Here is a 23,220-nt window from a genome sequence, read left to right on the forward strand (position 1 = left end):
GCAGCGGCGGCCTTCCCTCCGCCGCTGCGGCAACGGCATCGTGCGCGGATGTGCCGGGCCCGGTTTCCGCCGCGCGCGCGACGGTGTAATGCTCGCACGAGGCCGGTCTCCGGTCCCGATCGGGCGTATGTCCGACAGATCGGGACCGGCTCCGGATCGCCATCCCCGCCTTGCGCGCCCGTCCTGGTCCAGCCCCAGAGGAACTCATGCCCGACCTGAAGATCACCGCCGGCCCGTTCACCTTCGATGCCGTCTTCGAGCACGCCAAGGCGCCGAAGACCGTCGCCGCCTTCAAGGCCCGCCTGCCCTTCATCAGCGAAGTGGTGCATGTGCGCTGGTCGGGCGAGGGCGTCTGGATGCCGCTCGGCGACTACCAGTTCGGCGTCGACTACGAGAACCACACCAGCCATCCGGCGCCGGGCCACATCATCCTGTATCCGGGCGGTCTCTCCGAGACCGAGATCCTGCTCGCCTATGGCGGCGTCAGCTTCTCCAGCAAGGTCGGCCAGCTCGCCGGCAACCACTTCATCACCATCGTGTCGGACCTCGACAAGGTCTACGAGCTCGGCCGCATGACCCTCTACAAGGGCGCCCAGCCGATCCGCTTCGACCTGGTCTGATCCGACCGGCGGCGCCCGGTTGCCGTCCTTGCCCCATGAAAGAGCGGGTCCGGCATGACCGGACCCGCTCTTTTAATGTCTGGACGGGGCGCGCGGAACCGGTCAGCCGGTGCCGCCGGGAACGTCCGGGAGCGGCGGCATGTTCGGCAGCACGTTCGGCGTCTGCGGCAGCGGCCGGTTTGGCGGCGGCGGATTGACCACGCGGTCGAGATTGGCCTTGGCGAGATCGATCTGGGTCGGATCGCCGCTCTTCAGGGCGACGATCAGATCGCGCGCCTCTTGGCTGCCGATGCCGCGGCCCTGGAAGATCTGGTGATTGGTCACCTGCGTCAGGGTCGGCCGCGTGCCGGGCACCGGCGCGAGCAACTGGTTCAGGAAGGTGTCGACCGACGGGTTACCGGAAGATTCGCGCAGCGCGCCCGGCGGCAACGTGCCGTCCGGAAGCTTCTGGGCGACCGCGACATTGTTCGGGTTTTTGCCGAAATCGGCCAGAGCATCCTGGGCATCGGACATGAAGCTGTACTGGCTGCCCCACATCTCGCCGGAGAACAGATCCGCCGCCACCATGCCGAGCGCCCAGACATTGACCGCGCCGCCGACCTGCAGGTTCGACTTCTCGCCCTTGATGCGCGCACTCTCCCGGGCTGTGTCGGGCGACAGGATGTTGCCGCCGATCGACATGGCCGTTCCCTTCTGCAATTTGGGGAACATTCCGTGCACGACGGAGCTCGTCCAGTCTTCGACCTTCTTCAGCAGCCCCATCGGCTTTTCCAACTCGCCGAGCTCGTTCTTGCCCTTCAGGATCTCGGGAGCCAGCCACATCGGATTGTCCGGCATGTCGACTTCGTTCAGCGTGACCGTGTTGCCGCGCCGCGCGGCGCCGAGGTCGATCACCTTGCCGACGCCGTTCTCGCCGATCATCGCGTTGGGAGACTTGAAGTCGAGGTCGATGACGCCGTTGGTGTCCTGGACATGCGCCATGCCTTCGGCGAGGTCCTGGACCAGCGTCAGGCGCAGCACGTCGGCGAGGCTCTTGTCGATCTTGCCCGGTCCGGTGCCGACCGCGCCGGCCAGTTCGCCCGCAAAGTCGAGCACGGTTCCGTGCGGCAGGATCTCCATGGCGAAGCCGAGCTGGCCGTCGCTGTTGCGCGTGGTGCCGAGCAGCTCGACCACGTTCTCGTGGCCATTGCCCTGCGCGGCCAGATGATTGAGCAGTTCCTCGCCGGACGCCTTGGTCTGGTTGTCGAGCACCTCCAGGCGGGCGGTTTCCGACTTGCCTTTCAGGCTGCCCGGTTCCGGGCGCTTGTAGGCGATCTCGTTGCCCTGGCCGCTGACCGGGGCATAGCGGAACACCCGGGCGAAGCCGCCTTCCGCGATATAGCCGACCGGCTTGTACTCCTGGCCGCCGATGCGGATGTTGGGCAGATCGTTGTTCTTGCTGCCGGGGCCGCGGATCGGGGTCGACGTGCCGGCGACCTCGCCGTCCGGCAGCATCTTGCCGGCCGCGCGGTTGAACGTCTTGGCGAGCGCCGTCTCGACCCGGTCGTCATGGGCGAAGGCAAGCCCCGCATCGCCGCCGATCAGGGTCTGCATCATGTCGCGGATTTCGTTGCGCAGGCCCTTGCCGTTCGAGGCGGCGAACAGCACACGTTCGTCCGGCGTGTCGTGGCCGGCGAGCCAGGCGGTCGCCAGCGCGTCGCCGAGGGCCTCCGCATAGGGCGTCAGGTCCTTGCCGGACGCCAACGCCTGCTGGAAATGACCGACGGCAACCTGGATCGTGCTGCCGAAATTGCCCAGATCGGCCAGCTTCGGGCCGCCCTGCACGGTCGCCGCCCGGCCGTGCTCGGCGGTCGATCGGTTCACATAGGCCGTCGCCAGACGCTCCATCTGGGCGCTGCGCATGGAATGCTTGCCGGTGCTTTCGCGCGCCGTGCCGATATTCTCGGCCAGGCCCTTCAGCGAGACCCGCGCATCCTTGCCGAGTGCGGCCATGTCCGACTTCACGGCCTCCTCAAGAAGCCGGTCGAAGGTCAGCTTCGCAGTCTCCTTGCGGCGCTCAGCCTTGCCCGAAATCGTATCACCGAGCGTGGTCTTGCCGCCGACATAGAGGATCGTGTTGCCGGTGGCCTTGTCGACCTTGCCGAGGATCTTGTCGCCCTGGGCGGTGTGGTCCTTCAGGTAGGACTGCAGTTCCGTGAGCGTGGTCTGGCTCGTGACGACCAGGTTTCCACCAACGATCGGCATGGCGCTCTCCTCAGATCCGGATCATGGAATCGACGGCCGGCGCCTGGGCCGGCGCGGCAATGCTGCCGGCATCGGCGGCGGCGGCCAGGAAGACGCGCCAGCTGCGCGTGTTGTCGGCCATGTTGACGACGACGTTGGTCAGCGTCGCGAGGTCGATCCGCGCGGCGTCCAGGTCGAACAGCTGCAGCACATCGCCGCCCGGCTCGGTCAGCGCCATGCGCATGCCGCCGGTCTGGCGCCAGAGGAAGCCGTAGCAGAGCAGCGCCTCCAGGACGGCCTCCCGGTTGCCGGCGAGCGTCGGCCCGATCACGGACGCGAAGACCAGCCGGTCGCGGCTCGCCTGATGCTCGATCTCGATATCGACATCGGCAAAGCGCACCAGCCAGGAATTCGGCGACGTGCGCAGCACGCCGGCGATGGCGTCGTCGCGGGTGCCGACCTCGGCGATCAGACTGGTCAGGAATTCGAGATCGGTCATCAGCCTGTCCCTGGTAGAGTGTGCATCATCGGCACGAGCCCGGATCGGCCCGGCAGGTGTCATTCTAGGGTCGAACCGTGGGCCGGCTGTCGCAAAAGGCACAGAATCCGTACCGAACGGTGCCCCCCGGATTCCGCCGGACTACCCAGATGGTCGGCGCCGGTGCACAAGAGGCTCGATGCTGCAGCGCAGCGAGCCGGACATCCGCTGGCGGTTCGGCAGGACGTCATCCGGTCGGCTGGCCCTGCACCATCCGGCAAGACGGCGGCGCGGCGCCGACAGCCTGCTTACCCGGGAAGGTTCCATGCAGCACGATGCCAACCACGTGAAATATCGACAGCTGATCGCGGCCGCCCAGGCGACCCGGCGGCTCGCCACCGCGGTGGTGCATCCGTGCGACGCGGTTTCGCTCGAAGCGGCCGTGGAGGCGGCCGGCATGGGGCTGATCGAGCCGATCCTGGTCGGACCGCGCGCCAAGATCGCCGCCGCCGCGACGGCGGCCGGGCTCGACATCGCGCCGTTCCGGCTGGAGGACACGCCGCACAGCCATGCCGCCGCCGACCGCGCCGTGGCGCTGGTGCTGGCCGGCGAGGCCGACGCCCTGATGAAGGGCAGCCTGCACACCGACGAACTGATGTCGGCGGTGGTCGCCGCGACCGGCGGCCTGCGCACGGCCCGCCGGGTCAGTCATTGCTTCCTGATGGACGTGCCAGGCCATGACGAGCCTCTGATCATCACCGATGCGGCGATCAACATCGCCCCGGATCTGGCCGCCAAGGCCGACATCGTCCAGAACGCGATCGACCTCGCCCATGCGCTGCACTTCCCCGAGGTGCGGGTGGCGATCCTGTCGGCCATGGAGACCATCAACCCGAAGGTGCCCTCGACCATCGAGGCGGCCGCCTTGTGCAAGATGGCCGATCGCGGCCAGATCACCGGCGCGCTGATCGACGGCCCGCTGGCGCTCGACAATGCGGTCGATCTCGGCGCGGCGGCGCTGAAGCATATCGTCTCGCCGGTGGCCGGACGCGCCAACGTGCTGGTCGTGCCCGACCTTGAGGCCGGCAATATGCTGGCCAAGAGTCTGTCCTTCCTGGCCGGTGCCGATGCCGCCGGCATCGTGCTCGGCGCCAGGGTGCCGATCATCCTGACCAGCCGGGCCGATTCCCGCCTGACGCGGCTCGCCTCCTGCGCGGTCGCCTGCATGCTCGCCGAGGCCCGCCGCAAGACCGCCGCCGTCCCGGCCTGAGCGCCGTCGATCCGCCCTGGGCGGGGGTGATCCCGCCTGTCTCCGGTTCGTCCGGACCGCCCATTCTCTCGGGTCGATCTCTCGGGTCGATTCGGGCGACCGCTTCGCCGGCGAAACGCCCCCGCCGTTCCGACGGTCGTGCCACGCGGACGCCATGGTCCCGAAAAGCCTCGGCTTTCCGGGATTCCGGCGCGGTCGCCGGCCCAGTCATCCACAGGCCCGTGCGGGATGGAAAAATGGGTGTTGCAATGCCCGGCGCCATGGTGCATAGAACCGCCGTCCGGCGCTGCCGGGCGCCGAAACCGGATGCGGGTGTAGCTCAGGGGTAGAGCACAACCTTGCCAAGGTTGGGGTCGAGGGTTCGAATCCCTTCGCCCGCTCCAGTTTCGCTTCAGCCCATGACGAGATGCAACGCCCCCTTTGGGGCGTTTTGCTTTTGGGGCCTACCACGATCCCCGCAATCGTTTCGTGGCCGCAAGTCGGCGGTCGCGATCACGCGCCCCCGCCCGACCGTGCCGCCTCCCGCATCGCCCGTGCCAGCGCGTCGTCCAATTGGGGGTCGGCGCATTGGGTGACGTTGAAGCGCAGGAAGGCGGCGGCCGAATTCGAGACGCTGAAGACGTTGCCGGGGGCGAGGACATGGCCCTCCGCGAGCGCCAAGCGGGCGATCGCAGCGCTGTCCAGGCCGTCGGGCAGGCGGCACCACAGATAGAAGCCGCCGCGCGGCATCAGGACGGGGACGAGGCCGAGCCGGCCGAGGCGCTGCGCCGTCGCGCGGCGGGCACCCGACAGGCGCCGGCGGACCTCGTCGAGATGCTTGCGGTAGCCGCCGCCGGCGAGCACCGCGGCGACCAGATCGGTGGCGACCGGGCTCGGGCCGCCGAAGGCCGTCGCCACCTGCAGGTCGACCAGGCCCTCGATCCAGTCGCCCCGCGCCGCGACATAGCCGCAGCGTACCGAGGCCGACAGGGTCTTGGAGAAGCTGCCGATGCGCACGACCCGCTCAAGCCCGTCGAGCGCGGCATAGCGCGGCGAGGGATCGGGCTCGAAATCGGCGAAGATGTCGTCCTCGACGATCGTCACCCCGTGGGCCGCCGCCAGATTCAGGAGCCGGTGCGCGGTCGCCGGCGCGATGGTCGCGCCGGTCGGATTGTGCAGCGCCGAATTGGTGATGTAGAGCCGCGGCCGCGCCGCCGCGACGATCGCCTCGAAGGCGGCCGGGTCCGGGCCGGCCGGGCCGTAGGGCAGCCCGACGACATCGACCCGGTGGGCCTCCAAGAGGGCGCGGAAATTGAAATAGCCCGGATCGTCGACCAGCACCGTGTCGCCGGGCCGGAGCAGGAAGCGGCAGACCAGGTCGATCGCCTGGGTGCCCGAACCGGTCAGCAGGATCTGATCGGGGCCAACCGCCAGCCCCTCCTCGGCGAAGCGGCCGGCGAGCAGACGGCGCAGGGCCGGCGATCCGTGCGTGCCGCCATAGTCGGTCAACAGCGCATCGGACCCGCGCGCCAGCCCGCGCAACGCCCGGCGCAGCGCGTCGACCGGCATCCAGTCCGCCGGCAGCCAGCCACAGCCGGGCTTGGACGCCGCGGCTTCGGTGTCGAGCGACTGGCGCGAAACCCAGAAGGGATCGACCGCCCGGTCGCGCGCGGCTTCCGCAGCGGCAAGGCGGAACGGTGCCGGCTCGGCCGTTGCGACATGGAAGCCGGAACCGCGCCGGGCCCGGATCACGCCCTCGGCCACCAGCCGGTCATAGGCCTCGACCACGGTCGACGGCGACACCGCCATGCCGGCCGCCAAGGCGCGGATCGACGGCAGGCGGTCGCCCGGGCCGAGGCCACGCGCCGCGATGCGGGTCCGGATCGCCGCCATCACGGCCGCCACGCGCGTCGTCACTTCGCGATCCCCCAAAACTGTACGGTCACCGTTGTCCATACAGTTTGGTGAAATTGTACCAGACTGTGCCTGTCCGGGCCAGCCGGCCGGGGATAGTCCGGTGAACGCACGACCGGGACGGCGGCGCAGTATCGGACCGTCGCGGCGGCATCGGCCGCCAGCGCGGCATCGGCCGCCAGCGCGGCATCGGCCGCCAAGGTGGCGTCGGATTGGGAGACAGGCATGAAGGCGTCGACGGCCGGATGGACCAACGGGCTCCTGGGGGTGCTGATCTTTTCCGGCTCACTGCCGGCGACGCGGGTCGCGGTCGCGGGCTTCTCGCCCCTGTTCCTGACCGCCGCGCGGGCCGCGATCGCGGCGGCCCTGGGCGCGGTCCTGCTCGCGGCCCTGCGCCAGAGCCTGCCGGCGCGGCGTGATCTTGCCTCGCTCGCCATCGTCGCCTTCGGGGTGGTGGCCGGCTTCCCGCTCCTGACCGCGCTCGCGCTGACGCAGGTCACCGCCGCCCATTCGATCGTGTTCATCGCGCTTCTGCCGCTGGCGACCGCCGGGTTCGGCGTGCTGCGCGGCGGTGAGCGGCCCGCTCCGGCCTTCTGGCTGTTCTCGATGCTCGGCAGCGCGGTGGTGGCCGGCTTCGCGCTCGCCAACGATGCCACAGCGAACCTCGGCGGCGATCTCGCCATGCTGGCCGCAATCGTGGTCTGCGGGCTCGGCTATGCGGAGGGCGCGGCCCTGTCGCGCCGTCTCGGCGGCTGGCAGGTGATCTCCTGGGCGCTGCTGCTGGCCGCCCCGGCCATGCTGGCCCTGGCCGCCGTCACCTGGCCGGCCGACTGGTCGCGGGTTGCCCTGCCGGCCTGGCTCGGCCTCGGCTATGTCTCGGTCTTCTCCATGCTGGTCGGCTTCGTGTTCTGGTATCGCGGCCTTGCGCTCGGCGGCATCGCCGGCGTCGGCCAACTGCAGCTGCTGCAGCCGTTCTTCGGCCTGGTTCTGGCCGGTTGGCTGCTCGGCGAGCCGATCGCGGCGAGCATGATTGCCGCCACCGGGGCCGTCGTCCTTTGCGTCACGCTCGCCCGGCGCTACGCCTGAGCGGCGCCGGGCCGGTGGGATGCGGGCGAACGGGCGGCGCGGCATCCGCCGCCGTCCTCGCCGCCTCGGCTCACGGAGCGATCGAGCGCCCCTCCTCGTCGGCCGCCTTCTCGGGGAAGGTCGGGTAGACGCCCTTGACGCGGCCCATCTGCTGGACGAGGGCGAGCACGCTGTCGATGAAGGGCGTCTCCAGGTCGACCAGCCGGCCCATTTCCTGGACGGCGGTCAAAAGCGCATCGATCTCCAGCGGGCGCCCCTTGTCGAGGTCCTGCAGCATCGAGGTGCGGTGCGCGCCGACCTTGGCGGCGCCGTTGATGCGGCGGTCGACATCGACGCGGAAATGCACGCCGAGCCGGGCGCCGATGCGCTGGGCCTCCAGCATCATGTTGCGCGCCAGCGTGCGCGTGCCCGGGTCGGTCGCGACGATGTCGAGGGTGGCGTGGGTCAGCGCCGAGATCGGGTTGAAGCAGAGATTGCCCCACAGCTTCAGCCAGATGTCATTGCGGATGTCGGGATAGATCTTGGCCTTCAGCCCGCCGGCATTGATCGCGTCGGCGAGCTTCTGGACGCGCGGGGTGATCTGCTTGTTCGGCTCGCCGAGGCCGAACTGGTCGCCGTAGATATGCTTGATGACGCCCGGCTCGACGATCTCGGTCGCCGGATAGACGGTGCAGCCGATGACGCGCTGAGGCCCGATCGCATCCCACTGCCGATTGTCGGGATCGACGCTGAGCAGGCGGAGATCGGAATACTGGCCCTCGATGCCGTGGAAATACCACCAAGGCACGCCGTTCTGGGCGGTCACCACGGCCGTGTCGGGCCCGAGCAGGGGCTTCATCGCTTCGGCCGATTCCCAGGCCTGATGGGCCTTCAGGGCGATGATCACATAGTCCTGGTGGCCGAGTTCGGCCGGGTCCTTGGCGGCCGGCATGCGCTCGGTGATCTCCTCGCCGGCCATGCGCAGCGTCAGGCCGTTGGCCTTGATCGCCTCCAGATGGGCGCCGCGCGCGACGAGCGAAACGTCGACGCCGCCGCGCTTCATCATCACGGCCATGTAGCCGCCGATCGCGCCGGCGCCGTAGATGCAAACCTTCATCGCTTCCCCCGATGGTCCGTCGCACGCGGCAGGCTGCCGGCGACCCTGTTGGTATCCCAGATGTGGCCCATGCCGGCCGGCCCGCAAACGCGACCCGCTGCCGCGCCCACGCCGACTGCGCCGCGGACCCGTGATGGCCGCGCGAGCCGCCCGCCGTCACGAGCTCCGTCTTCAGCGAGCCGCCGTCACCGCGCCGCGGCGCCGAGCACCTGGCGCACCGTCTCGCCGACCCGGTGGGCACCGGAGACGACGGTGACGCCGGCCGCCCTGAGCGCCGCCGTCTTGGCGACCACGTCGCCGCGGCCGTGCAGCGTGATCGTGCCGGCATGGCCCATGCGCCGCTCCGGCGGGGCATGGCGGCCGGCCAGATAGGCGATGACGGGCTTCTTCAGCCCGGTCGACTGCAGGAATTCGGCCGCCTCCTGCTCCTCCGTGCCGCCGAGTTCGCCGATCAGGACGACGGCCTCGGTGTCCGGATCGGCGAAGAACAGGTCCAGGCACTCGGCCATGCCGATGCCGTGGATCGGATCGCCGCCGACACCGACCGTGGTCGACTGGCCGAGCCCTGCGCGGGTGATCTGGTCGACAATCTCGGTCGTCAGCGAGGCCGAACGCGACACGATGCCGACGGAACCCGGACGCTCAGAGCCGGTGCCCATGACGCCGATCTTGGCGAGGCCGGGCGCCAGGATGCCCTGCGAATTCGGCCCGACCAGCCGCGTGCCGCTGCCCTTCAGGGCCGCGCGAACGCGCACCATATCCATCACCGGCACGCGCTCGGTGACCGCCACGACCAGCCCGACCCCGGCCTCGATCGCCTCGATCATGGCCGCGGCGGCCTGGGCGGGCGGCACGAAGATCATGCTGGCATTGGCGCCGGTTTCGGCGACGGCCGGCGCGACCCGGTCGAACACGGGCACGTTCAGGTGATGGCGACCGCCCTTGCCGGGCGTGACGCCGGCGACCACGCGGGTGCCGTAGTCCATCATCAACGCCGTGTGGTGCGTGCCGGCCCAGCCGGTCATGCCCTGACAGAGGACGCGGGTGTCGGCATCGACCAGTATCGCCATGATCACCTCCCGTGCCGGGCAATGGCGACCGCGCGCGTCGCGGCCGTCCACATGTCGGGGCATTCCACGATCGGCAGGCCGAAATTGACGAAGCGCGAGCGGGCGAAATCGGCGTTGTTGCCGGCCAGCCGGGCGACGATCGGGATTTTCCGGCCGGAGCGGCGCGCCGCCATGCCGAGCCCTTCCACCACCGTGTCGCAGGGCTGCATGCCGCCGCCATGGATGTTGACCAGGATCGCCTTGACGGCCGGATTGTCGAACAGGAGCCCGAAGCCGTAGGCGATGTGCTGGCTCTTGGCCGTCGTCCGGATGTCCATGAAATTGGCCGGCCGTCCCTGCGCCTCGCGCAGGAGATCGAGCGTGGCGAGGCCGAGGCCGGCGCCGTTGACGACGAGGCCGATATCGCCGTCGAGGCGGACATAGTTCAGCTGATGGTGCTGGGCTTGGACCTCGATCGGGTCGGCCTCCTCGTCGTCGCGCAAGGCCGCGAGTTCCGGCTGGCGGAACAGGGCATTGTCGTCGATCACCATCTTGGCGTCGAAGGCGACCAGCCGGCCGTCCTCGGTCAGCGCCAGGGGGTTGATCTCGATCAGGCTGGCGTCGAGTTCGACGAAGGCCCGGCGCAGGCCGTCGACGATGCCGGCGAGCGCCACGGCCGCGTCGCCGGTCAGGCCGAGCCGCGCGGCGAAGGCAAGTGCCTCGTCGTGGCGCGGCGTCGCGCCGGTGCCGAGCGGCAGCCGCTCGAGCTTCAATTCGCCCTTCAGCGCCCGCTCCTCCAGGTCCTCGCCGCCCTCCGGGCTGCCGAGCACGACCAGTTCGCCCAGGGTACGGTCGACCAGAACGGCCAGATTCAGGTCGCGTTGCGAGGCAAGCCCGGTCTCGACGAAGACGCGGCGGACGATGCGGCCTTCCGGCCCGGTCTGTGCCGTGACCAGCTTGCGCCCGAGCATCTCGGCGGCGGCCTCGCGGGCGGCGTGGGGCGAGGTGACCAGCCGGACGCCGCCGGCCTTGCCGCGGCCGCCGGCATGGACCTGGGCCTTGACGGCGATCATCGGCGAACCGAGGCGCCGAGCCACAGCTTCGGCCTCTTCAGGCGTGATCGCGACCGCCCCGCCCGGCGAGACCAGGCCGTAGCGGGCGAGAATGTCCTTCGCCTGGAATTCATGGAGATTCATGGCGTCGCCTCCCGAACCTGCAGACCGCCGCCCGCGCATCTGACGGCGCGGGTCTCGTGACGGGGCCTTCAGGGTCCGACGGCCCGCGACCGGACCGTTCTGGCATACAAGATACCACTTCGGCTCCCCTTGGCAAGGCGACGTGCTGACGCGGTCGATCGCCTCCAAGACGACCGCTTCCGACACCGCCACCCCCCGTCTACGGCGCGATCGCCTCGACGGTTTGAATTGTCTTCGAGGATCGGCACTATGTCACCCGGATCGGCCACCCTATCGGCATCCGGGCCGCAGGCAGGAGGAAAGCGATGCGCTATCGACGGGCGATCCGGGGCGGGCTGGCAGCCTGCGCTACCGGCATCGCGGCGATTTCGGCCGCATTTTCGCCGGTCCAGGCCGGCGAGCGCGACGGCCTCTATGTCATGACGCGGGTGTGGGGTTCATCGGTGGAACTGGCGGTCTGGTATTTCGCCGGCGACCGATTCGTTCGGGAGCCGAAGACCGCGATCCGCGATTTCGACTTCGCCGGTGCCGACCCCAAATGGTCGGGCACCGTGCTGGTGGAGGGCAGCCGCTGGACCCTGCGCTTCGGCGACGGCCGCGTGCAGGCTGCGGATTTCCGCGCCGCCCAGCCGGCCGGCCAGTGCTTCAACTGGAATGCCGGGCTGTTCTGCCGGGTCAAGACGTTCCAGCCCGGCCAGATGCTCGCCGGCAGCTTCACCGGTGGGCTCGGCAACACCAATGTCGGCAGCACGCGCACCTACCGCTTCGCGCCCGACGGCACCTACCAGATCGACACCAGTTCCTCGCTGTCGTCCTCCGGGGTCCTGTCCGGGGCGACCGTCGGCATCAGCCGCGGTCAGAGTGGCCGCTACAGCCTGGGCGAGAACACCATCACGCTGACCAGCAGCGACGGAACGGTCACGGTGATGACCGCCTTTCCGTACGAGACGACCGCCGATCCGACCCGCCCGGACCGCGTCTATATCGGCGGCTTCATGATGAAGCGCATCTGACCGGCCGACCCGTCCGGCGCCCCTTCCGGAGACCCTCATGGATCCCTTCTCCGCCGTCCTTGCCTTCTCGGTCGCCGCGGCGCTGCTCACCCTGACGCCCGGCCTCGACACCGCGTTGGTGCTACGCACGGCGACCGTCGAAGGCGCGCGTCCGGCCATGGCGGCCGGGATCGGGATCAGCGCCGGCTGCCTGGCCTGGGGGCTCGCCGCCGCGGTCGGGCTCGGGGCCGTGCTGGCCGTTTCGGAAATCGCCTTTCGGGTCCTGCAGATGGCGGGCGCGGCCTATCTGGTCTGGCTCGGCGCCGGCATGCTGTGGGCGGCGATCCGCCCGGGCGATGCGGCCGGCCGGCTGGCGGCGCCGGAAGGCGGGGCGGCCGGCAGCGGCGGCTGGTTCGCGCGCGGGCTGATGACCAACCTGCTCAACCCCAAGGTCGGCGTCTTCTATGTCAGCTTCCTGCCGCAGTTCATTCCCGACGGCGTGCCGGTCGTCGCCTTCAGCGTCGGGCTCGCCGCCATCCACGCCGCCATGGGCATCGCCTGGTTCGCGGCCCTGACCGCGGCGACCCGGCCGATTGCCGCGCTGCTGCGCCGGCCCGCCGTGCTGCGCGGTATCGACGGCATCACCGGCACAGTGCTGATCGGCTTCGGCCTCAGGCTCGCGCTCGACCGGCGGGGCTGAGGCCGGGAAGCACCGTCAGAGCGACGCTGGGCGTCAGAGAGACGCGGTGATACCGCCGTCGACATAGAGGACATGGCCGTTGACGAAGGCCGAGGCGTCGGAGGCCAGGAAGATGCAGGCGCCGACCAGTTCCTCGACCTTGCCCCAACGTCCCGCCGGGGTGCGCTTCTCGAGCCAGGCCGAGAAGGCCGGATCGGCGACCAGGGCGGCATTGAGCGGGGTGTCGAAATAGCCCGGCGCGATGGCGTTGACCTGCAGCCCGTGGCGCGCCCAGTCGGTCGCCATGCCCTTGGTCAGGTTGCCGACCGCGCCCTTGGTCGCCGTATAGGGGGCGATCGAGGGCCGGGCGAGCGCGGTCTGCACCGAGGCGATGTTGATGATCTTGCCGGCACCGCGGGCGATCATATGCCGGGCGCAGGCCTGGCCGACATTGAACACCGACGCGATATTGGTCTGCAGCAGGCGCTGGAAGGCCTCCTCGGGGAAATCCTCGAGCGGGGCGCGATACTGCATGCCGGCATTGTTGACCAGGATATCGATCGGCCCGGTCTCGGCCTCGAAGCGGTCGACGGCGGCGCGCGCCGCGGCATGGTCGGTCGCGTCGAAGGACAGGATGCGGGCGCCCGGGATGGTGTCGGCAGCCACCGCCAGCTTGGCCGTGTCGCGGCCGTTGAGCACCACCTCGGCATGGGCCGCGGCGAGGCCCTTGGCCAGCGCGAGGCCGATGCCCTGCGACGAGCCGGTGACCAGCGCGCGCTTGCCCTTGAGATCGAACAGTTCCAATGCCACCCGGTCCGTCCTCGTATCGTTGGGCGACGGGCGGGCCTTCACGGTGCAGGTGAGGCCCGCCGGCCGGTCAGTCCTCGCTCGCCTTGAAGCGGTTCAGGTTGCGCATCACGAAAGGTGCGATCAGGCACAGGGCCGCGATGCCGAGCAGGGTGGCGGAGCCCGGATTCTCCAGGAACACCATCGGGTCGCCGAGCGAGAGCTGCAGCGAACGCCGCAGTTGGGCCTCCGCCATCGGCCCGAGGATCAGGCCGACCACCATCGGGGCGATCGGGTAGTCCCAACGCCGCATCAGGAGACCGATGAAGCCGAACACGAACAGCATGCCGATCTCGACCACCGACGGCTTGGCGGCGACGGTGCCCATGGCGGCGAAGACCAGGATGCCGGCATAGAGCCAGGGCTGCGGGATGGCGAGCAGGCGGACCCAGAGCCCGATCAGCGGCAGGTTGAGCACCAGGAGCATCGCATTGGCGATGAACAGCGAGGCCACCAGGCCCCAGACCAGGCCCGGATTTTCGGCGAACAGCAGCGGACCCGGATTGAGGCCATATTGCTGGAAGCCGGCCAGCATGATGGCGGCGGTCGCCGAGGTCGGCAGGCCGAGGGTCAGGAGCGGCACCAGCGTGCCCGCCGCCGAGGCGTTGTTGGCGGCTTCCGGCCCGGCAACGCCCTCGATGGCGCCCTGGCCGAATTCTTCCGGGTGCTTGGAGAGCTTGCGCTCGGTGACATAGGACAGGAAGGTCGGGATCTCGGCGCCGCCGGCCGGCAGTGCGCCGATCGGAAAGCCGTAGAATGTGCCGCGCAGCCAGGGGCCCCACGACCGCTTCCAGTCCTCCTTGGTCATCCAGAGCGAGCCGCGGATCGGCACGACCTCTTCCGGGTCGTGCTTGTAGCGGGAGGCGACGTAGAGCGCCTCGCCGACCGCGAACAGGCCGACCGCGAGCGTGGTCACCTCGACGCCGTCGAGCAATTCGGGCACGCCGAAGGTCAGGCGCGACTGGCCGGTCAGCTTGTCGATGCCGATCAGGCCGAGTGCCAGCCCCATGGTCAGGCTGGTCAGGCCGCGCAATGGGCTGTCGCCGAAGGTCGCCGAGACTGTGACGAAGGCGAGCACCATCAGCCCGAAATAGTCCCAGGGTCCGAAATTGACGGCGATCTGCACCAGCCAGGGCGCCAGGAAGGCGAGCCCGGCGGTGGCGATCGTGCCGGCCACGAAGGAGCCGATCGCCGCGGTCGCCAGCGCCGGGCCGCCGCGGCCGGCCTTGGCCATCTTGTTGCCCTCGATGGCGGTTGCCACCGAGGCGCTTTCGCCCGGCGCGTTGATCAGGATGGCGGTCGTCGAGCCGCCATACATGCCGCCATAATAGATGCCGGCGAACATGATCAGCGACCCGGTCGGATCGAGCTTGAAGGTGACCGGCAGCAAGAGCGCGACGGTCAGTGCCGGGCCGATGCCGGGCAGCACACCGACGGCGGTGCCGAGCAGCACGCCGATGGCGGCGAACATCAGCTTGGTCGGCTCCAGCGCGACCGCGAAGCCGTGGGCGAGAGAGGCGAGCGCGTCCATGGGCGATCCTTCAGAACAGGCGCTCGATCGGCCCGGCCGGCAAGGAGAGGGTGAGGATCTTCGCAAACAGAAGATGGATGGCGACACCGAGGGCAAGGCCGATCGCCAGGTCGGCGATCAAGGCGCGCCGCCCGAAGGCCCGTGCCGTCAGCGCGAAAAGCAGGGTCGTCGCCAGGATGAAGCCGCCGCCGAAGGCGATGCAGCCGAGCAGGCTGGCGAGCCCGAGGGCGATCCAGCCAACCGCGATCGGATCGCCCTCTTCGGGCACCGGCAGGCCCCCAAGAACGGCCGTGACCAGATGACCGACGCCGAGTACGGCCAGCATGGCCGAAACGACGTGCGGCATGGCGGCGGGGCCCATCCCGTAGGTGGCGGTGATCGTCTGCTGGCCGGCATCGCGCTCGATCAGTGCGGCAATGGCGATCAGACCGATTCCGACACTCAGCGCACGCCAATCCGGGCGCCCGCGCAAGGCTTGCGGTTTCATGGGGCCATATCCTGGAGGGGAAGAATGGACCGGAGGGCCGCGGGGACCCTCCGGACGGATTTGAGTCACAGATTGCCGGGTACGATCAGGACTTGACCAGACCGACCGAGCGCAGGATGTCGCCAACCCGCGACTGCTCGCTCTTCAGGTAGGCGTCGAAGGTGTCTCCGGCCATGAAGTAGTCGTCCCAGCCGCGCGCCTTCAGCACCTCGGCCCATTCCTTGGACTTGGTCATCTTCTCGATCATGTCGGTGACCGACTTGCGCTGCTCGGCCGTGAGGCCGGGAGGCGCCATGACGGCACGCCAGTTGACCATTTCGACGTCGATGCCGGACTCCTTCAGGGTCGGCACGTCGACGCCCTCGATGCGCTTGGGCGAGGACACCGCCAGGGCGCGCAGCTTGCCGGTCTTGATCTGGCTCTCGAACTCGCCATAGCCGGAGATGCCGGCCGTCACGCGTCCGCCGAGCATCGCGGCCAGCGCCTCGCCGCCGCCCGAGAAGGCGACATAGTTGACCTTGGCGGCCTCGGCGCCCGCAGCCTTCGTGAACAGGGCCGCCAGGATATGGTCGGTACCGCCGGCCGAACCGCCGGCCCAGACGGCTTTGGCGACATCCGCCTTCACGGCCGCGGACAGATCCTGGATGGTCTTGTGCGGCGAGGAGGCCGGCACGACGATGACCAGGGCCTCACCGGTCAGCCGCGCGATCGGGGTGACCTGATCGAGCGTGACCGGCGACTTGTTGGTCAGGATCGCGCCGACCATGACGAAGCCGTTGACGATCAGCTGATTGGGATCGCCCTTGGCGCCGGTGATGAACTGTGCGAGGCCGACCGTACCGCCGGCGCCGGTGACGTTGGTCACCTGGACGCTCTTGGCAAGTCCGGTTTGCATCAGAGTCTGCTGGATCGACCGGGCGGTCGAGTCCCAGCCGCCGCCGGGCGCCGCCGGCGCCATGATCTTGATGTCCTGCTGGGCCAGTGCCGGGCCGGCCATCAGCGCGAGCCCCGCAAAGGCAAGACCTGCAAATACACGTCCGAATAGCTTCATGGTTTCCTCCCTGAACCTTGCGGTGGGCGCCGGAGACTTCGCGTCCTTGGCACCGCTTCCAGCGGACCATATCCCCCCGGACATGTCTGGATCCAGACAGGAAATGCCGTCGGGCCGGCGGAGAGCCCGAATTTTCCCCGATCCCGCCGGACTTTCGGCAGTCCCTTTCGCCGGCTGCGCCACGGCGCCGGTCCCGGACCGGGCGCAAACGCAGGGGCCAGCCGGCGACTGCCTGCGTTTCGACCTCGCATCGGAATCAGGCAATCGGCCTTCCGGCGCTCGACAGTTGGGGATATCTTTGCCCGAAAGTCGATCGAACTGAGAAAATCATACCTAAAATCGTCATAGGACACCGCCACACCGGCATGATTTGCCTGTCCCAAATAGTTTAATCTTCAACTATTCCGCGGTCGAGCGGGACGGTCATGGAGGACGGCATGGCGGTTCAGGGTGCTGCACTCAAGCCTTCGGCTCACACCGACACCTTCGCGCGGGACAATCTTCCCGACCCGGCCCTGTGGCCCCGGCTTCTGTTCGACCTGCCCGAACTGGCCTATCCGGACCGCCTCAATGCCGCCGTCGAGTTCGTCGACCGGCATGTCGCGGAAGGCCGCGGCGAGCGTCCGGCCATCCACCATGCGGGCGGCGTCTGGAGCTTCGCCGAACTCGCGCGCCGGATCGACCGGATCGCCCATGTGCTGGTCGACGAGATGGGCCTCGTCCCCGGCAACCGCGTTCTGCTGCGCGCCGCCAACACGCCCATGATGGTCGCCGTCTATCTGGCGGTGATCAAGGCGGGCGGCATCGTCGTCGCCACCATGCCGCTGCTGCGCGCCAAGGAACTCGCCATCATCGTCGACAAGGCGCGGATCGGCCTGGCCCTGGTCGACGCCCGGCTGGCCGACGACATCCTCAAGGTCCGCGACGGCTCCGACTGCCTCCGCGCCGTCCTGAAATTCGGCACCGACGCGCCGGACGGCCTCGAAGCCCTGATGGCCGGCAAGCCCGACCGCTTCGAGCCGGTCGACACCGCCGTCGACGATGTCTGCCTGATCGCCTTCACGTCCGGCACGACCGGCGTGCCCAAGGGCACGATGCATTTCCATCGCGACCTGCTGGCGATCTGCGACACCTACGCCAGGCATCTGCTGCGCGCCACACCCGACGACCGCTTCGTCGGTTCGCCGCCGCTCGCCTTCACCTTCGGGCTCGGCGGGCTGGTACTGTTCCCGTTCCGCATCGGTGCCTCGACCTGCCTGCCCGACAAGACGGCGCCGCTCGACCTGCTCGATGCCATCGAGCGCTATCGGCCGACCGTGATCTTCACCGCGCCGACCGCCTACCGGGCGATGCTGAATGCCCTGCCGGGCCGCGATATCGGCTCGCTGCGCCTGTGCGTCTCGGCCGGCGAGGCCCTGCCCAAGGCGACCTTCGAGGCCTGGAAGACCGCGACCGGGATCGTCCTGACCGAGGGCATCGGTGCCACCGAAATGCTGCACATCTTCATCGGCTCGACACCCGAGGACGTGACGCCCGGCGCGACCGGCCGGCCCGTGCCCGGTTACCGCGCCAAGGTGATCGGTCCCGACGGCGCCGAGGTGCCGGACGGCGTGCCCGGCCGGCTGGCGGTGATCGGCCCGACCGGCTGCCGCTATCTCGCCGACGAACGGCAGACGGTCTATGTCCAGGACGGATGGAACGTCACCGGCGATACCTATATCCGCGACGCCGAGGGCCGGTTCTGGTACCAGGCGCGCTCAGACGACATGATCGTCTCGGCCGGCTACAACATCGCCGGGCCGGAGGTGGAAGGCGTGCTGCTGACCCATCCGGCGGTCGCCGAATGCGGCGTGGTCGGCGCCCCGGACGACGAGCGCGGCATGATCGTCAAGGCCTATATCGTGCCGAAGCCGGGCTTCGCGCCGTCCCCGGCGCTGGTCTCCGAGCTGCAGGCCTTCGTCAAGGCCGAGATCTCGCCCTACAAGTATCCGCGGGCGATCGAGTTCGTCGAGCGCCTGCCGCGCACCGAGACCGGCAAGCTGCAGCGCTTTGCGCTGCGCGAAATCGCCTCCGGCGCGACGGCCGACGGCGCCTCGGCGGCGGCCTGACCGGCGCGGCGCCGGCGGCCCGGATTGCTGCGCCGGCAAGGGCGCCGAGGCGTATTCCAGGACGCCGCGCAGGCGCCTCCGAAAGGTCGGATTTTCCGGGCATTTTTCCTCGCCCGATGCCCGTTTGGAGTCCCGCGCGCGCGGGGCTATAAGGGCGCGCATCCTGCGCTGAGGCGAGCAAACGAATCGATATGAGCGAAGACATCCCGAACGGCACGACGAGCAACGGATCGGCCGAGTACGGCGCCGATTCCATCAAGGTGCTGAAGGGCCTCGATGCCGTCCGCAAGCGGCCCGGCATGTATATCGGCGACACCGATGACGGCTCCGGCCTGCACCACATGGTCTACGAGGTGGTCGACAACGCCATCGACGAGGCGCTGGCCGGCTGGGCGACCGAGGTGCTGGTGCGGCTCAACGCCGACGGCTCGGTGACGGTGCGCGACGACGGTCGCGGCATCCCGACCGACATCCACGCCGGCGAGGGCGTCTCCGCCGCCGAAGTGATCATGACCCAGCTGCATGCGGGCGGTAAGTTCGACCAGAATTCCTACAAGGTCTCGGGCGGCCTGCACGGCGTCGGCGTCTCGGTCGTCAACGCGCTGTCGACCACGCTCGACCTGCGCGTCTGGCGGAACGGCCGGGAACACTACATGCGCTTCCGGCACGGCGATCCGGAGGCCCCGCTGGCGGTGGTCGGCGATGCCGGCGGCCGGCGCGGCACCGAGGTCACCTTCGTGCCGAGCCCGGAGACCTTCACCCGGATCGAGTTCGACTACGCCACCCTCGAGCACCGCCTGCGCGAACTCGCCTTCCTGAATTCCGGCGTCAACATCACGCTGGAGGACCGGCGCGGCGTCGAAGTTCGCGCCGAGACCATGTGCTACGAGGGCGGCCTGGAAGCCTTCGTGCGCTATCTCGATCGCGCCAAGCACCCGCTGCTGCCGCGGCCGGTGACCATGAAGGCGGAGAAGGACGGGATCACCGTCGAATGCGCGCTGTGGTGGAACGACAGCTACCATGAGCAGACGCTCTGCTTCACCAACAACATCCCGCAGCGCGACGGCGGCACCCATCTGGCCGGGTTCCGCGGCGCGCTGACCCGGCAGGTGGTCGGCTACGGCGATTCCTCCGGGCTGACCAAGAAGGAAAAGGTCGCCCTGTCCGGCGAGGATTGCCGCGAGGGCCTGACCTGCGTCCTCTCGGTCAAGGTGCCGGATCCGAAATTCTCCTCCCAGACCAAGGACAAGCTGGTCTCCTCCGAGGTCCGGCCGGTGGTCGAGAACCTAGTCGGCGAGGCGCTCGGCACCTGGTTCGAGGAACATCCCGCCGAGGCGAAGACGATCGTCGGCAAGGTGGTCGAGGCCGCGGCCGCCCGCGAGGCGGCCCGCAAGGCGCGCGAACTGACCCGCCGCAAGGGCGTGCTCGACGTGGCCTCGCTGCCCGGCAAGCTCGCCGACTGCCAGGAGAAGGATCCAGCCAAGTCGGAACTGTTCATCGTCGAGGGCGATTCCGCAGGCGGCTCGGCCAAGCAGGGCCGCAACCGCGAGAACCAGGCCGTGCTGCCGCTGCGCGGCAAGATCCTCAATGTCGAGCGCGCGCGCTTCGACAAGATGCTGTCGAGCGAGCAGATCGGCACGCTGATCACCGCGCTCGGCACCTCGATCGGCACCGACGAGTTCAATCTCGACAAGCTGCGCTACCACAAGATCATCATCATGACGGACGCCGACGTCGACGGCGCCCATATCCGCACGCTGCTTCTGACCTTCTTCTTCCGGCAGATGAAGGACCTGATCCGGCGCGGGCATCTCTACATCGCCCAGCCGCCGCTCTATAAAGTCGCGCGCGGCAAGTCCGAGCAGTATCTGAAGGACCAGAAGGCCTTCGAGGACTATCTGATCAACATGGGTCTGGAGGAGAGCGCGCTCCGGCTCGCCTCGGGCGAGGAGCGGGCCGGGCTCGATCTGCGCGCCGTGGTCGACGAGGCGCGTGCGGTCGCGGCGATCCTGGATGGGCTGCACCATCGCTACGACCGTGACGTGGTCGAGCAGGCGGCGATCGCCGGCGCGCTGACGCCCAGCGTCCTGAACGACGTCGAGAAGGGGCGCGAGGCGGCCGCCTATGTGGCCCGGCGGCTGGACATCCAGGCCGACGAATTCTCCAAGGGCTGGGTCGGCGATGCCAAGCCGGACGGCAGCCTGCTGTTCACCCGCACCCTGCGCGGCGTCACCGAGGAGCGCTGGGTCGACGCCGCCCTGCTCGCCTCCGCCGATGCGCGCAAGCTCGATGCCCATGCGGCTCATTTGCAGGAAATCTACGAGAAGGCGGCCGAGCTCAAGCGCAAGGATGTCGTGACCCAGATCCGCGGCCCGCGCGGCCTGCTCGAAGCCGTCTTCGCGCAGGGCCGCAAGGGCATCTCGATGCAGCGCTACAAAGGCCTCGGCGAGATGAATCCGGGCCAGCTGTGGGAGACCACGCTCGATCCGAACGCCCGTACGCTGCTGCAGGTCAGCCTGCGCGAGGCCGAGGACAACGATGAGATCTTCACCCGCCTGATGGGCGACGAGGTCGAGCCGCGCCGCGAGTTCATCCAGGAAAACGCGCTCTCGGCCAATCTCGACGCCTAGTCCATCCCATCCGCCGAGAGCACGCGCCGGCCGCCTCGACCGCTCAGGTCGACGTTCGGAGACCCGGCGCTCCCGGGCGCCGGCGGCGGGGCGGCACCGGACGATCCGTGGAACTCGCGGGAGGCGTTGGGGATTCCCAGCCCACCCACCCGAAATGACCGGTGCATCGTCGGCATAAATCATGGATGATCTCCGTTCGGGGAGCGCGGTTTCCCGAGACTCGCATCTGGCCGACGGGAGACCCGCAATATGAGCCTGAGCCGTCGCGTCGTGCTCCTGGCCGGCCTGACCCTGCTTCCTGTCGTGGCCCTGCAGGCGGTCAACGAGTTCGCCCTGCGCGGCGCGCGCGAGACCGAACTCAGAGCCAGCGTCGCACTCCAGGCCCAGCAGGTCGCGGCCGCGCAGGAACGCCTGACCGAAGGCGTCCGGCTGATGCTGACCGCGCTGAGCGAGTCCAAGGACATCCGCAACGCCGAGCCGACCGAGTGCACCGCGATCCTGCGCGCCCTGCGGACCGCGCATCCGGATTTCGAAGCGATCGGCGTTGCCGATCGCACCGGCAACGTCTTCTGCGCCGCCGACCGGCTCGACACGGCGGGACCGATGCCGCCGGTGGGCGACCGGTTCTACTTCCGGGAGGCGATGGCAACCGGCCGCTTCACGGTCGGGACCTACGCGGTCGGGCGGCGGACGGGCGTGCCGAGCTTCCACATGGCGATGCCGTACCGCAACCCTCAGGGCGAAACCGCCGGCGTCATCTTCGTCAGCATCGGCCTCGCGCGGCTCGCCGCCGAGCTGAACGGTCCGCAATGGTCGCTCAACCGCGTCATGACCGTCGCCGATCGGGACGGCACCATCCTGCTTCGCCTTCCCGAGGCGGCGCGGTTCGTCGGCCAGCCCTTTCCGGAGGACATCTGGCGCGAGACTGCGCGGGCCAGCGCCCCCGGGACCATCGACGTCACGTCGCCGCTCGACGGCGTGCGCCGCATCGTCGGCTACATTCCGCCTGCGACCAGTCCGGGCGGGCTCTATATCGGGGTGGGTCTCGGCCGCGCGGAGGCGTTCGGCCCGCTCGACAGCGCCACGATGCGCGGGATCGTCGGGATCGTCGCCGCCGCCGCCGCCGCCATGGTGCTGGCCTGGCTGTTCGGCCGCCGCCTGATCGCCCGCCCCGTCAACCGGATCATTGCGGTCACCCGTCGCTGGCGCGACGGCGACCTGTCCGCGCGCACCGCAATGACCGGATCGACCGAGTTCGCCCAGCTCGGCAGCGCCTTCGACGAACTGGCCGACGATCTCGCCCGCGCCTTCGCCTACAAGGACGTTCTGCTGCGCGAACTCAACCACCGCATCATGAACAGCCTGCAGACGGTGTCGAGCCTGTTCAAGCTGCAGTCCCGGTCGGTGACGGATCCGGAGGCTCGCCAGCAGTTCGACATGGCGGTCGGCCGGGTCAACTCGATGGCCATGGCCTATCGTCGGATGCACGCCTCGGGCGGCATCGAATCGGTCGATTTCGCCGAATTCCTGCGCGAGCTGTGTCACGACCTGTCGCAGTCGATGCTGCCGGACGGTCGCGAATGCGCCGTGGTCGCGGACCCGCTGCTGCTCAATCCCGACCAGGCCATGTCGCTGGCCCTTGTCGTCAACGAACTGGTCACCAACGCCATCAAACACGGCGGTGCCGACCCCGAGGTGGTCGTGGCGCTCGCCGTGGCCGACGGGACCTGCAGCCTCACGGTGCGCAACACCACGCCGCTGCCGCCGGATTTCAGGGTCGACGGCCGCAGCGGGTTCGGCATGCAGATGGTCGGCGCCATGGTGCGGCAGCTTGACGGTCGGTTGGAGCATACCGCCGGCGGCGAGGCCTGCTTCGTCGTCTCCTTCCGGCCCAAGGCGCCGCAGGCAACGGCGCTCGAAACTCCGCATGATGGCCGGCCTGTCGCCTGAAGCGGATCGGCGCGGCCGGCCCGCTTCCGGAAGGC

At 69.3% G+C, this 23,220-nt stretch carries 18 protein-coding genes and 1 tRNA gene; 9 read left to right on the forward strand and 10 right to left on the reverse strand.

The window, feature by feature from the left end; translation table 11 throughout:
- The first annotated feature begins 206 nt into the window (after window positions 1–206).
- The gene (locus tag KL771_RS25180) at window positions 207–620 is read left to right on the forward strand and encodes a DUF3830 family protein (RefSeq protein ID WP_261971266.1); all 414 of its coding nucleotides are present in this window, start codon (window positions 207–209) and stop codon (window positions 618–620) included.
- A 102-nt stretch (window positions 621–722) separates the two neighbouring features.
- Here the strand turns inward: KL771_RS25180 and KL771_RS25185 are convergent, their stop codons facing one another.
- Together KL771_RS25185 and KL771_RS25190 are read right to left on the reverse strand one after the other, a co-directional pair.
- Window positions 723–2,864 carry a protein kinase domain-containing protein gene (locus KL771_RS25185; protein WP_261971267.1) on the reverse strand — a complete coding sequence of 714 codons (2,142 nt, stop codon included), beginning with the start codon at window positions 2,862–2,864 and terminating at the stop codon, window positions 723–725.
- 10 nt (window positions 2,865–2,874) lie between these two features.
- Window positions 2,875–3,342 carry a type III secretion system chaperone gene (locus KL771_RS25190; RefSeq protein ID WP_261971268.1) on the reverse strand — a complete coding sequence of 156 codons (468 nt, stop codon included), beginning with the start codon at window positions 3,340–3,342 and terminating at the stop codon, window positions 2,875–2,877.
- Window positions 3,343–3,646: 304 nt separating this feature from the next.
- Between KL771_RS25190 and KL771_RS25195 the strand changes: the two genes are divergently transcribed.
- Window positions 3,647–4,591, forward strand: a complete 945-nt coding sequence (locus tag KL771_RS25195) for a phosphate acetyltransferase (protein WP_261971269.1) — start codon at window positions 3,647–3,649, stop codon at window positions 4,589–4,591.
- A 308-nt stretch (window positions 4,592–4,899) separates the two neighbouring features.
- A tRNA-Gly gene (locus KL771_RS25200) sits at window positions 4,900–4,974 on the forward strand.
- A 109-nt stretch (window positions 4,975–5,083) separates the two neighbouring features.
- Here the strand turns inward: KL771_RS25200 and KL771_RS25205 are convergent.
- Entirely contained in the window at window positions 5,084–6,463 is a 1,380-nt protein-coding gene (locus KL771_RS25205; protein ID WP_261971376.1) for an aminotransferase-like domain-containing protein, read from the reverse strand.
- Between the two features lie 246 nt (window positions 6,464–6,709).
- Here KL771_RS25205 and KL771_RS25210 point away from each other — a divergent pair, with 246 nt between their 5' ends.
- Entirely contained in the window at window positions 6,710–7,570 is an 861-nt protein-coding gene (locus KL771_RS25210; RefSeq protein WP_261971270.1) for a DMT family transporter, read from the forward strand.
- 70 nt (window positions 7,571–7,640) lie between these two features.
- Here the strand turns inward: KL771_RS25210 and KL771_RS25215 are convergent, their stop codons facing one another.
- The 3 genes from KL771_RS25215 to sucC all read right to left on the reverse strand — a co-directional run bounded on the left by KL771_RS25215 (window position 7,641) and on the right by sucC (window position 10,911).
- On the reverse strand, window positions 7,641–8,666 hold the full coding sequence (locus KL771_RS25215; RefSeq protein WP_261971271.1) for a 2-dehydropantoate 2-reductase: 1,026 nt from the start codon (window positions 8,664–8,666) through the stop codon (window positions 7,641–7,643).
- Window positions 8,667–8,851: 185 nt separating this feature from the next.
- Window positions 8,852–9,736: a succinate--CoA ligase subunit alpha gene (sucD, locus tag KL771_RS25220; RefSeq protein ID WP_261971272.1), complete on the reverse strand. Its 885-nt coding sequence runs from the start codon at window positions 9,734–9,736 to the stop codon at window positions 8,852–8,854.
- A 2-nt stretch (window positions 9,737–9,738) separates the two neighbouring features.
- Window positions 9,739–10,911, reverse strand: a complete 1,173-nt coding sequence (gene sucC / locus KL771_RS25225) for an ADP-forming succinate--CoA ligase subunit beta (protein ID WP_261971273.1) — start codon at window positions 10,909–10,911, stop codon at window positions 9,739–9,741.
- A gap of 305 nt (window positions 10,912–11,216) precedes the next feature.
- Here sucC and KL771_RS25230 point away from each other — a divergent pair, with 305 nt between their 5' ends.
- The gene (locus tag KL771_RS25230; protein ID WP_261971274.1) at window positions 11,217–11,924 is read left to right on the forward strand and encodes a hypothetical protein; all 708 of its coding nucleotides are present in this window, start codon (window positions 11,217–11,219) and stop codon (window positions 11,922–11,924) included.
- A gap of 37 nt (window positions 11,925–11,961) precedes the next feature.
- The gene (locus tag KL771_RS25235; RefSeq protein WP_261971275.1) at window positions 11,962–12,603 is read left to right on the forward strand and encodes a LysE family translocator; all 642 of its coding nucleotides are present in this window, start codon (window positions 11,962–11,964) and stop codon (window positions 12,601–12,603) included.
- A gap of 33 nt (window positions 12,604–12,636) precedes the next feature.
- Here KL771_RS25235 and KL771_RS25240 read toward each other — a convergent pair whose 3' ends face one another.
- The 4 genes from KL771_RS25240 to KL771_RS25255 form a co-directional block, all read right to left on the reverse strand.
- A complete protein-coding gene (locus KL771_RS25240) occupies window positions 12,637–13,392 on the reverse strand; it encodes an SDR family oxidoreductase (RefSeq protein ID WP_261971276.1) in 756 nt (251 codons plus the stop codon).
- 67 nt (window positions 13,393–13,459) lie between these two features.
- The gene (locus tag KL771_RS25245) at window positions 13,460–14,959 is read right to left on the reverse strand and encodes a tripartite tricarboxylate transporter permease (RefSeq protein WP_261971277.1); all 1,500 of its coding nucleotides are present in this window, start codon (window positions 14,957–14,959) and stop codon (window positions 13,460–13,462) included.
- Between the two features lie 10 nt (window positions 14,960–14,969).
- The gene (locus tag KL771_RS25250; RefSeq protein WP_261971278.1) at window positions 14,970–15,446 is read right to left on the reverse strand and encodes a tripartite tricarboxylate transporter TctB family protein; all 477 of its coding nucleotides are present in this window, start codon (window positions 15,444–15,446) and stop codon (window positions 14,970–14,972) included.
- An 85-nt stretch (window positions 15,447–15,531) separates the two neighbouring features.
- Window positions 15,532–16,497 carry a Bug family tripartite tricarboxylate transporter substrate binding protein gene (locus KL771_RS25255; RefSeq protein ID WP_054358741.1) on the reverse strand — a complete coding sequence of 322 codons (966 nt, stop codon included), beginning with the start codon at window positions 16,495–16,497 and terminating at the stop codon, window positions 15,532–15,534.
- Between the two features lie 437 nt (window positions 16,498–16,934).
- Here KL771_RS25255 and KL771_RS25260 point away from each other — a divergent pair, with 437 nt between their 5' ends.
- The 3 genes from KL771_RS25260 (at window position 16,935) to KL771_RS25270 (ending at window position 23,185) form a co-directional block, all read left to right on the forward strand.
- Window positions 16,935–18,605, forward strand: coding sequence for a benzoate-CoA ligase family protein (locus KL771_RS25260; RefSeq protein WP_261971279.1), 1,671 nt, complete (start codon window positions 16,935–16,937; stop codon window positions 18,603–18,605).
- Between the two features lie 191 nt (window positions 18,606–18,796).
- Window positions 18,797–21,235 carry a DNA topoisomerase (ATP-hydrolyzing) subunit B gene (gene gyrB, locus KL771_RS25265; RefSeq protein ID WP_261971280.1) on the forward strand — a complete coding sequence of 813 codons (2,439 nt, stop codon included), beginning with the start codon at window positions 18,797–18,799 and terminating at the stop codon, window positions 21,233–21,235.
- A gap of 249 nt (window positions 21,236–21,484) precedes the next feature.
- Window positions 21,485–23,185 (forward strand): sensor histidine kinase, encoded by a 1,701-nt coding sequence (locus KL771_RS25270; RefSeq protein ID WP_261971281.1) that lies wholly within the window; start codon window positions 21,485–21,487, stop codon window positions 23,183–23,185.
- Window positions 23,186–23,220 lie beyond the last annotated feature (35 nt).

Source organism: Prosthecodimorpha staleyi (genome assembly GCF_018729455.1).
GTDB classification, from domain to species: domain Bacteria; phylum Pseudomonadota; class Alphaproteobacteria; order Rhizobiales; family Ancalomicrobiaceae; genus Prosthecodimorpha; species Prosthecodimorpha staleyi.